The 9,450-nt window shown below is 59.5% G+C and carries 12 protein-coding genes; 4 read left to right on the forward strand and 8 right to left on the reverse strand.

The features are described from left to right. Positions 1-609 (forward strand): sulfatase-like hydrolase/transferase (locus Q0Z69_RS15960; RefSeq protein ID WP_298035396.1); only part of this gene is annotated, 609 nt, incomplete at its 5' end. Positions 610-860: 251 nt separating this feature from the next. Continuing rightward, the gene (locus tag Q0Z69_RS15965) at positions 861-2,282 is read left to right on the forward strand and encodes an NCS2 family permease (RefSeq protein ID WP_298035397.1); all 1,422 of its coding nucleotides are present in this window, start codon (positions 861-863) and stop codon (positions 2,280-2,282) included. Positions 2,283-2,695: 413 nt separating this feature from the next. Here Q0Z69_RS15965 and Q0Z69_RS15970 read toward each other — a convergent pair whose 3' ends face one another. Next, a complete protein-coding gene (locus Q0Z69_RS15970) occupies positions 2,696-2,938 on the reverse strand; it encodes a helix-turn-helix transcriptional regulator (RefSeq protein WP_298035398.1) in 243 nt (80 codons plus the stop codon). A 196-nt stretch (positions 2,939-3,134) separates the two neighbouring features. Here Q0Z69_RS15970 and Q0Z69_RS15975 point away from each other — a divergent pair, with 196 nt between their 5' ends. Continuing rightward, a complete protein-coding gene (locus tag Q0Z69_RS15975) occupies positions 3,135-3,386 on the forward strand; it encodes a hypothetical protein (RefSeq protein WP_298035399.1) in 252 nt (83 codons plus the stop codon). On the opposite strand, the gene Q0Z69_RS15980 is transcribed toward Q0Z69_RS15975, so the two are convergent. The 5 genes from Q0Z69_RS15980 to Q0Z69_RS16000 form a co-directional block, all read right to left on the reverse strand. Continuing rightward, positions 3,383-3,688, reverse strand: coding sequence for a DUF6881 domain-containing protein (locus Q0Z69_RS15980; RefSeq protein WP_298035400.1), 306 nt, complete (start codon positions 3,686-3,688; stop codon positions 3,383-3,385). The two genes, Q0Z69_RS15975 and Q0Z69_RS15980, sit on opposite strands and share 4 nt — an antisense overlap. Positions 3,689-3,700: 12 nt before the next feature. Further along, positions 3,701-4,864 carry an alanine--tRNA ligase-related protein gene (locus tag Q0Z69_RS15985; RefSeq protein ID WP_298035401.1) on the reverse strand — a complete coding sequence of 388 codons (1,164 nt, stop codon included), beginning with the start codon at positions 4,862-4,864 and terminating at the stop codon, positions 3,701-3,703. Between the two features lie 20 nt (positions 4,865-4,884). After that, on the reverse strand, positions 4,885-5,643 hold the full coding sequence (locus Q0Z69_RS15990) for a GNAT family N-acetyltransferase (protein WP_298035402.1): 759 nt from the start codon (positions 5,641-5,643) through the stop codon (positions 4,885-4,887). Beyond that, positions 5,640-6,857 carry a glycoside hydrolase family 3 protein gene (locus Q0Z69_RS15995; protein WP_298035403.1) on the reverse strand — a complete coding sequence of 406 codons (1,218 nt, stop codon included), beginning with the start codon at positions 6,855-6,857 and terminating at the stop codon, positions 5,640-5,642. Before Q0Z69_RS15995 ends, Q0Z69_RS15990 begins: the two co-directional genes overlap by 4 nt. Positions 6,858-7,079: 222 nt before the next feature. Continuing rightward, positions 7,080-7,256, reverse strand: a complete 177-nt coding sequence (locus tag Q0Z69_RS16000; protein WP_298035404.1) for a hypothetical protein — start codon at positions 7,254-7,256, stop codon at positions 7,080-7,082. A gap of 113 nt (positions 7,257-7,369) precedes the next feature. Between Q0Z69_RS16000 and Q0Z69_RS16005 the strand changes: the two genes are divergently transcribed. Then, on the forward strand, positions 7,370-7,555 hold the full coding sequence (locus tag Q0Z69_RS16005) for a helix-turn-helix transcriptional regulator (protein ID WP_298035405.1): 186 nt from the start codon (positions 7,370-7,372) through the stop codon (positions 7,553-7,555). 61 nt (positions 7,556-7,616) lie between these two features. Here Q0Z69_RS16005 and Q0Z69_RS16010 read toward each other — a convergent pair whose 3' ends face one another. Beyond that, entirely contained in the window at positions 7,617-8,294 is a 678-nt protein-coding gene (locus Q0Z69_RS16010) for a YoaK family protein (protein WP_298035406.1), read from the reverse strand. Further along, the coding region (locus Q0Z69_RS16015; RefSeq protein ID WP_298035407.1) for an amino acid--tRNA ligase-related protein at positions 8,295-9,450 on the reverse strand (1,156 nt) is incomplete at its 5' end.

The raw sequence follows: 9,450 nt of genomic DNA on the forward strand, positions 1-9,450 counted from the left end.
TTCAACGTGACCTATCAGGGCCACGGCCCCTATGACACCGAGAGCGTCTGGCGGGGCAAGCACTACACCGACGGCCGCTATTCCACGGCCACCACCAACATTGTGGATAACTACCTCGGCTCCGTGTCCGACACGGCGGAGCAGCTCCAATGGCTGATGGACCAGCTCCGGAAGGAGGATCGCCCGGTGGTCCTGGTAGTGTTCGGCGACCACAAGCCCTGGTTCGGCGACGGCAACTCCGCCTATCAGGAGCTGGGGGTAGACCTGGATACCTCCACAGAGGAGGGTTTCCGCAATTATTACGGGACCCGGTATCTGTTCTGGGCCAACGGCGCGGCCAAAGCCGCTCTGGACAATGACTTCGTTGGGGAGGGGCCGGACGTGTCCTCCTGTTTTTTGATGAACCTGCTGTTCGACCAGTGCGGCTGGCAGGGGAACGCCTGGACCCAGGCCGCCGCCGAAGTTTGGTGGGAGCTGCCGGTGCTGACTACTGTGGGCCGATACGAGCAAAACGGCGTTTTGACCGAAACGCTGGACCCGGAGGGACAGGCAGCACTGGACCGCTACCAGAGATTGGAGTACTATTACGGGACCCATTTTCAATATTAGACGGTGGAACGCCCTTTGTCGGAAGACCGATTTTGTCGGTTTTCCGACACTTTTTTCTTAAAAAAGCGTAGTATTTTTCAAAAAGTATCGAAACAACCAAAAAAGGTCGACCCTTTTCTCTGAAATGCCGGACAGAGAACACTTGTATTTGCGGCTGGAATCCCGTATGATAAAAACAGAAAAACTGTTTTTCCCGGCAAAAAATTTTTTGAACAGGCCCATTTTGGAAAAACAGAGAAAGAGGGGAATTTATGGAACAGATCTTTAAGCTGAAGGCCAATGGGACGTCGGTCCGCACAGAGATCCTGGCGGGTCTCACCACCTTTATGACCATGGCGTACATCATCGCCCTGAATCCCAACCTCCTGACCAACTTTGATGTAGGTTCGTCGCTGTGGAACGGCGTGTTCATGGCTACCTGCATCGCTTCCGCCGTCGGCATGTTCTGCATGGCCTTTTTGGCCAACAAGCCCTTTGCGCTAGCCCCCGGCATGGGCCTGAACAGCTTCTTCGCCGTGGTGGTGGCCAACGTCGCCGGCCTCACCGGATTGACCTATGTAGAGAGCTTCCAGGCGGCTCTGGTCATCATCCTCATCGAGGGCATCGTATTTATCATCCTCTCCGTTCTGAATATCCGCGAGAAGATCGTGGATGCCATCCCCTTGGGCGTCCGGCTGGGCATCTCTCCCGCCATCGGCCTGATGCTGATGAACATCGGCCTTGGCTCCAACGCCGGCATCTACTCGGAAAACGGCGGCCCGTTCTATGTGATGCGGGACTTCTTCGGCGCCCTGACGCCCAGCGTGGCTCAGACCAGCATGGGCAGCGGCTACGCGCCCATGATCCTCACTGTGGTGACCATGTTCATCGGCCTGTTCGTCATCGTCATCCTGGCCAAGAAGGGCATCCGGGCTGCTGTGCTGATCGGGATGCTGGTGGCTTCCATCATTTATTGGGTCGGCCAGGCCGTGTTCCTGGGGACCAATCCCTTCGCCTCTCTGGCCGGAGCCTCCTTTGTTCCGCCTTTTGCCGACATGATGGAGACCACGTTCTTTAAGTTCAACTTCTCCGGCTTCCTGGATATCGGCTTGTTCACTGCCGTCACGCTGATCATCACCTTCTGCATGATCGACATGTTCGACACCATCGGCACTCTGGTGGGCACCGCCTCTCGGGCCGGCATGGTGGACAAAGAGGGCAACATGCCCAATATGAAGGAAGCCCTGCTGTCCGACGCCATCGGCACCGTGGCCGGCGCCTGCACCGGCACCTCCACCGTCACCACCTTCGTGGAGTCTGCCTCCGGCGTGGAGGCCGGCGGCCGCACCGGCCTGACGGCCCTGACCACCGGCGTGCTGTTCCTGGCCTGCATGTTCATCGCTCCTGTGGCCGCTATTATCCCCGCCGCCGCCACCTCCTCCGCTCTGATCTATGTGGGCGTGCTGATGCTGATGGGCCTGAAGAACGTGGACTTCGACGACATGGATCAGATGGTCCCCGTGGCGCTGATGCTGATCGCCATGCCCATCTCCGGCTCCATCGGTCACGCCATCGGCCTGGGCCTCATTGCCTACACCGTCATCAAGGTATTCAGCGGCAAGGCCAAGGACGTCTCCGTCCTGACCTATGTGATCTCCGCCCTGTTCCTGGTGAAGTTCTTCCTGATCGTGTGACAGAAACTGCAAAAAACCTCCGGCAGCGAAAGCTGCCGGAGATTTTTATACCCTCAGCAGACAAAGGGCAATACGGTTTTTCGGGGCATCTTGAGCGGCTGACTGCGTTATCCTCGTTGCTGGGCGTCAGCCCGGCGGCCTCGGCTGCCTTGCTGGCCACTAAATCTACTCCCGAAAAACTCTAAAGACCTGCCAGCGAGAAAAAAACGGCGCTGGCAAGGAAGAGGACGACGGTGGGCTGGCGCCCACCTAGGACGATGACGCCGCCAGCGTTGATTTTAGCCGCTGGCAGGCGTGTTGCCCTTTGTCTACTGAGGGTACGAATTCTGGATAAAACGATCTAATCGTTTTATCCAGGCCGCTGTAAGCGGCCTGGCGGCGTAGCCCCTTAAGAATGTTATCAAGAAACAGTATTATCGTATTTCCTGTTCCAGATCCTGAAAAAGCGGAGAATCAAAAAATTCCGGAATGGTGATATCCAGTCCATCGCAGAGCTTTTGTATGGTGGAGAGAGTCGTGCTGTGGTTGCGCCCGCTGACGATGTTGTTTACCGTGGATTGCGTCACACCGCTCAGGGTGCAGAGCTTGTTGACAGAAATTGCCCGGTTTTCACAGAGGTCCAGAATGCGAAGGCGCACAGCGCTGCTGATGGTCATGGATATCACCTGCCTCTTTTCAAATGATATCCATTTCCTCTTGCAAAGATTAACTATTTTGAGTTAAAATAACTCAAAATGGTTAGGGGGGAGGAATCAACATGCCTGATTATCAAACTGTTTCCTGATAAAAAACTTTAAAAAAGTTTTTATTGCGGCGTATTGCGCCGCCGCGCCTATGGCGCGCAGGAAAAGTATGGACTTTCATCACAGGCGGCTGCGCCGCCGGGCCGCTTATGCGGCCCCAATAAAACAAGAAAATTGTTTTATTTGTGATTCGTATCAAACGCTGTATCTGTATCTTTTTAATGGGATCACCGACGTGCTGGCGTTGCTGGAAGCGCAGAATTACGGCCAAGCTGATTGCATTGCAGCAGGAGGCGGAAGAGCGGTACATCAGCGGGGAATGAAAAACCACGGCGGTAATCCGCCGTGGTTCCTTTTTTAGAAAAACATCCCCATAAATCCGTCGGGCCGCTCCTGGGCCTGGTTCCAGACCTCCAGGAAGTGGCTGCGGGAGATGCTGCGGGCGGTCATGCCCTCAGTCTGCCCGATGACGCGCAGATTCTCCGGAAAGGGAACGTCCGCCAGGGCGTCGCAGTTTCCGCGGTCGCCGCCATAAGAGAAGCAGAGGCCGTTTCGGAAAAATTCCACCTTCCGCACCTCCCGGCGGTCCGCATCCAGCTCGGAATAGATCTCATACGGCTCGTCCTCATACTCATGGGTCCACTCTACCAGCACATATTCCATGGCGTTTCCTCCTTATTTTCTGAAGAATGCCTCGATCTCTTCCTGACGGGTCTCCACGCTGCCCTGGGCAAAGCCGTTCCGGCCGCCGCCCCGGCCGTGGAGCGCGGCGTTCATGGATTTTACCAGAGCGGAGATATCATCACCGTCGGAGCGAAGCAAAGCATAATTGTACTTGCACACATGGCCGGGGCCGCTCACTCCGGCAAATACCGCCGTCAGGCCGCCGCAGGATTTTGCCACGCTGTCCGCCAGCCGCCGCACGCTGTCCGGCGGCATAGACGGCTGGAACAGCAGCACATCGCCTGTTCCGGCGTACTCCTTGGCAATAGCGGCAAAAGCGGCCTCCTCCATATGCGCCGCGCGGGAGTTGGCCTCGGACAGCTGGTTTTGCAGCTTGATCACCGCGTTGTGGGTGTGCTCCGGCTTGGAGGAGAGCAGCTGCGCGGTCATCCGGTTCTGTTCCCAGGTCCTGGACAGATATGCCAGCGCCCGCCTGCCGCACAGCAGCTCGATGCGGACACCCTCCCGGAACTTCTGGACAGACAGAAATTTCACCAGTCCCACCTGGCCGGACTGGGCCACATGGGTCCCACAGCAGGCGCAGCAGTCCGCCCCGGGGAAGGAGACGATCCGCACTTCCCCCTCCAGGGGCTTTTTGCTGCGGTATTCCAGAGCCTCCAGCTCCGCGCCCTGGTGGAACTGGATGTCGATGGGAACGTCTGCGTAAATATAGTCGTTGGCCTGGGCCTCGATCTCCATCAGGTCCTCCCAGGAGATGTCGGCGTTGAAGTCGATGGTCACGATGTCCGTTCCCATGTGGAAGCCCACGTTGTCGCAGCCGAACCGGGCGCAGATGAGGCCGGAGCAGATGTGCTCGCCGGAGTGCTGCTGCATGTGGTCGAAGCGGCGGGACCAGTCGATGGCGCCGGTGACTATGGCGCCTACTTCCACCGGCCTGTCGCAGGTGTGGAAGATCACGCCGCCCTTTTCGTGCACGTCGGTGACAGCGGCGGCGCCCAGCGTTCCATGGTCGGCGGGTTGGCCGCCGCCTTCCGGATAGAAGGCGGTGCAGTCCAGCACCACTTGATAGCCAGTTTTCCCGCTTTCGCAGGATAGGACCGTGGCGGGAAATTCTTTGATAAAGGGGTCGGCGTAATAGAGCTTTTCGGTTTCCATATGAAAAACTTCCTTTCAGATCAGGTGTTATAGACCGCAAAGGCGGCGTAGGGGCGGTCCAGCTGGTAGCCCAGCCGCTCCGCCAGGGCCAGGGAGGCGGGGGTGTGGGCGTCCCAGCTGGGATACATCCCCCGGTCCAGGCACTCCAGGATCAGCCGCGCTCCGCAGGCCAGGGCCAACCCTAAGCGGCGAAAGTCCGGATGGGTGTCGATCTCGATCTCAATGCCCTCCCGGTACCGGGCGTAGGAGGCCGCGCCGGAGACGAGCCGTTCGTTCTGGATAACGGCAAAGCCAAGCCCCAGCTCCCGGAAGGTGTTCCAGTCCGGAAACTGGGACACCAGATCCCGACTCCACGGCTCGACTTTACACAAATCGTATAAATCATGATCTATTATACGAATCGTATAGGAATCTTCAAGCCCTGCCGCCAATTTTTCCAGGTGCACACGGTCAAAGACGGTGTCCTTTCGTGTTGCGTACCGGATGATGGGAACGGCGCGGCCCCCGGACTGCCGGAGGATCACCGCGTCCCAGCGGCTGTCTCTGGGGATGAGAAGGGGTGCGCCCTGTTCCCGCAGCGCCAGGTCCGCCAGCTCCGGCGAGGGCTGTCCCGCCAGAAAGCGGAAGTCCCCCAAAACGGCGGCGGCGGAGCGGGGCGCAGAGGGATCGTCGCCGTAGACCGCGCCCATGACCCCTTGCAGGCAGGACCAGAGGATGGTCTCTGGCCAGCCGTGGAACAGCGGCGCGGCCGGGGCCGGATCGTTCAGCAGATGTATCATGAGAGATCCTCCAGCAGGCCCAGGTTTTGCTTCCAGGTCAGGACGCGGCGGCAGGCATCATCAATGACATCCTCCGCCAGCGCGCCGCGCTCCACGGCCTCGATGACTTTGGGGACCTGGGCGCGGTAGTCAGTGGTGATGATGAGGTCGTTCCCGGCCTCCAGGGCCATGACGGCCACTGCGCCGTCCCCGGCGTAGGCGCTGACCGCTTTCATGGCCAGATCGTCGGTCATCACCACGCCGTCAAAGCCCAGCTTGTCCCGCAGGATCTCATGGACGGCGGGGGAGAGAGAGGCGGGCAGGTCCGGGTCCATGCATTGGACGATGTTATGGCTCACCAGCACGGCGGCAGTGCCGCCGCCCGCCTGGATGCCTGCCCGGAAGGGCAGAAAGTCGGAGGTCTCGAAGGTCTCCATGGGCCGCTGGTCCACAGCGATGCCGGTGTGGGTGTCCGCGTTGTTCCCATAGCCGGGGAAGTGCTTCAGGACACAGCCGATGCCGGCTTCCTTCATAGCGCCGGCGACGCTGGCGGCGTACTCGGCGGTGGCATGGGCATCCTGGCCCAGGGCGCGGTTATGGATGAAGTCGCCGGGATTTGTAGACACATCGCACACCGGAGCCAGGTTCACGTTGATGCCAAGACGAAGCAGGGCGTTGGATTTTTCCCAGGCATCCTCCGCAAAGGCGTCCCCATGGCCGGACGCTTCCCTTTGGATCTGCTGAGGGGAGCGGAATTTTTTTTGGAACAGGTTGGGATTCCGGCTGACCCGCACCACTGTGCCGCCCTCCTCGTCCACGCCGATGAGCAGAGGGATGGAGGCGGCGGCCTGATAGGCGTGGAGGGCCGCGGTAAACGCTTCCTCCGTGAGCCAGCCGCCGTTTGCGTCCTGGAGATCCCGGCCAAAGAGAATGTAGCCGCTCAGGTGATACGTGCTGACATCTTCCACAGCGCTGTCCGCCGGACAGCGGACGAAGAACAGCTGGCCCACCTTTTCCTCCAGGGTCATGGAGGCCAGCAGGCTGTCAATGGGGTCCTCTGGCGCTTCCGGCTCTATGGGCGTTTCCGGCACGGTGGAAGGCATCGCTTCCGGTTCGAAAGCGGGGGTCTCCTTGGCAGGCGGCTCTGGCAGAGGGGCATCTCCAGAGGGGGCGCCGCAGGCGGTGAGGAAAAACAGGGAGAGCGCGGCCAATACTGCCGCCAGCAGACGTTTCATAGGCACCTCCAAAGGATTGATACAGACAATATATCACAGTTCCGCAAAAAAAGAAAGGATGCAGTCAACCCGCATCCATTCCTTCGCTGATATAGTCGACACATTTGCAAAGAAGTAAAACTTCTTTGCAAACCATCGGCGCGTGCGCCGATGGTGGCCGCAAGGCGGCCTGCGTGTCTACTTCATAGTCAACGCGCACGGACTTTGTCCGTCCAGCGGTTATTACCGCTGGTTGAAAATCTCCTTCTGCTGATTTTCAAGTGCGTTGACTATATAGAGTTCCTCCGCCGATTGCTGGGCGGCGGTCAAAAGCGCCTTTGCCTGTCCGTAATTCTGTGCCTCCAACGCCTCCAAAACATCTGTGTAGGCCTTGTAGTAGAGCGATTGATGATCCATCATGCACCTCCTTCCTATATCGTGATTATAATCACTATAATATCCAGATGCAAGCCCCATATAATAATATTTGGGGTGATGCTGTGCCGATTTCTTTTGAGCCGATGCGGCGATATATGCGGGAACACCAGATTTCCTACTACTATCTGGCGAATGAGGGAATAGAATCTCAGACCTTGCAGCGGATTCGCCATGACAGGCCGGTCACCACCACGACCCTTGGAAAGCTGTGCAGGATCATGCACTGTACCCCGGCAGACCTGATCTGCTATCAGGAATCGGAAGATGAAAGCATAGAATAAACGGCTCTCTCCATTTGGAGAGAGCCGTTTTCGTTTGTTCCAAAAGTCTTTCAGAGGGCTTTTATCTCACGGCTTTTGCCGCTGCGGCGGGGTCCTGGTTTTGTCTGCGGGGCAGCTGGAATACCGCCGGAGGGATCAGCAGGGGAAGGCACCCGTAGATTCCGGGAATGCCCCATCTGGTCACGCACCACCAGCCCCAGGCAACCCCCAGATGGAAGCAAACCAGGGTCCCGCCGTAGAACCTCCACTTCCGTAGCTGTTCCTCGTCTCGGGAGCAGAGGTACTCTGTCATCCCCTCGGTGAACTGGCGGAGGTTGTTGGTGGAAAAGATGGTGGCGCAGTTGAATCCGGCGGCCTGGGAGTAGGCGACCCACTGCACCGCCGTGGCAAAGAACATGGGATAGAGGGAGAGGATGGGGTCCGTCTCCGCCGGGATCCAGGCCAGCAGCAGGCAGGCGGCCAGGTCGATGACAATGGAACAGCCCCGCATCCTGCCAAGGCGGCCCTGCCGCCGCTGCAGCACGACCAGCACGATCCCGGCGATGTAGCACAGCATGGCCCCCAGCCGGATCAGGGCGGGACCCCAGGTCCCGTCCAATCCGGAGACGACCAGATAGATGAGGTTGGAGGTCTCGGAGGAGCCGAAGGTGGCGTTTCGGGTCAGCAGGGCGTAGACGCCGAAGAAGCCGCCCACCGCCGCCATGGCGTGGTGCGCCCTGGTCTCCTGTCGCACGCTCATTTATGCCTCCGGCTTCACCAGCGCGATGTGCAGCTCATCCAGCTGCTTCTGGGTGACTTCGCTGGGAGCGCTCATCATCACGTCCTGGGCGTTCTTGTTCATGGGGAAGGGGATGATCTCCCGGATGGAGTCTTCACCGGCCAGCAGCATGACCATGCGGTCCACGCCGGGGGCGATGCCCGCGTGAGGGGGCGCACCGTAAGTGAAGGCGTTGTACATGGCCGGGAATTTGGCCTTCACGTCCTCTTCGCCCAGCCGGACCATCTCAAAGGCCTTGATCATGATCTCCGGGTCGTGGTTCCGCACCGCGCCGGAAGAAAGCTCCACGCCGTTGCACACCAGGTCGTACTGGTCGGCGGTGATGCTCAGGGGGTCGATCTCGCCCCGCTCGGCCTTCAGCAGCACGTCCAGGCCGCCGGAGGGCATGGAGAAGGGATTGTGGCAGAATTCCAGCTCGCCGGATTCCTCGCCGATCTCGTACATGGGGAAGTCCACGATCCAGCAGAAAGCGTACTGCTCTTTGTCCATATGGCCGGGGACAGCGGCGCCCAGCGTTTTGATCAGCACACCGGCGGTCTTTTGGGCCTGGGGCAGCTTTCCGGCGGAGAGGGCCACAAAGTCGTTGGCTTTCAGGCCCAGGGCGGAGACCACAGCGTCCTTGATGGGTTGGACAAACTTGCCGATGCCGCCCACGATCTCGCCCTTCTCATCCAGGCGGAACCAGTAGGGCTTGCCGCCGGAGACCACTTCTACGTCGGCCAGGGTCTTGTCGATGAACTTCCGGGTCTCGTGGAAATCGCTGACCACCACGGCCTTGACCACATTGCCCTCGAAGGGGCCGAAGCCGCAGCCGCCCAGAACAGCGGTTGCGTCTGTGACCGTCAGGTCGATGCGCAGGTCCGGCTTGTCGGAGCCGTACTTCTCCATGGCTTCGGTGTAGGGGATGCGCGTAAAGGGCGCGCCGCTGGCCCGGTCATACTTGCCGTACTTGGCGAAGATGGGGGGCAGCACGTCCTCCAGCACGGCGAACACGTCCTCCTGGCTGGCGAAGGCCATCTCCATATCCAGCTGATAGAACTCACCGGGGGAGCGGTCCGCCCGGGCGTCCTCGTCCCGGAAGCAGGGTGCGATCTGGAAGTAGCGGTCGAAGCCGGAG

The sequence above is a fragment of the uncultured Dysosmobacter sp. genome, assembly GCF_947631165.1.
GTDB lineage: Bacteria > Bacillota > Clostridia > Oscillospirales > Oscillospiraceae > Oscillibacter.

Bases quoted from the DNA above. Each gene is read 5' to 3' on its own strand.
- Q0Z69_RS15975 (WP_298035399.1), top strand. From the start codon at position 3,135: ATGGACTTTCATCACAGGCGGCTGCGCCGCCGGGCCGCTTATGCGGCC.
- Q0Z69_RS15985 (WP_298035401.1), bottom strand. From the start codon at position 4,864: ATGGAAACCGAAAAGCTCTATTACGCCGACCCCTTTATCAAAGAATTT.
- Q0Z69_RS15980 (WP_298035400.1), bottom strand. From the start codon at position 3,688: ATGGAATATGTGCTGGTAGAGTGGACCCATGAGTATGAGGACGAGCCG.
- Q0Z69_RS16000 (WP_298035404.1), bottom strand. From the start codon at position 7,256: ATGATGGATCATCAATCGCTCTACTACAAGGCCTACACAGATGTTTTG.
- Q0Z69_RS15995 (WP_298035403.1), bottom strand. From the start codon at position 6,857: ATGAAACGTCTGCTGGCGGCAGTATTGGCCGCGCTCTCCCTGTTTTTC.
- Q0Z69_RS16005 (WP_298035405.1), top strand. From the start codon at position 7,370: ATGCGGGAACACCAGATTTCCTACTACTATCTGGCGAATGAGGGAATA.
- Q0Z69_RS16010 (WP_298035406.1), bottom strand. From the start codon at position 8,294: ATGAGCGTGCGACAGGAGACCAGGGCGCACCACGCCATGGCGGCGGTG.
- Q0Z69_RS15965 (WP_298035397.1), top strand. From the start codon at position 861: ATGGAACAGATCTTTAAGCTGAAGGCCAATGGGACGTCGGTCCGCACA.
- Q0Z69_RS15970 (WP_298035398.1), bottom strand. From the start codon at position 2,938: ATGACCATCAGCAGCGCTGTGCGCCTTCGCATTCTGGACCTCTGTGAA.
- Q0Z69_RS15990 (WP_298035402.1), bottom strand. From the start codon at position 5,643: ATGATACATCTGCTGAACGATCCGGCCCCGGCCGCGCCGCTGTTCCAC.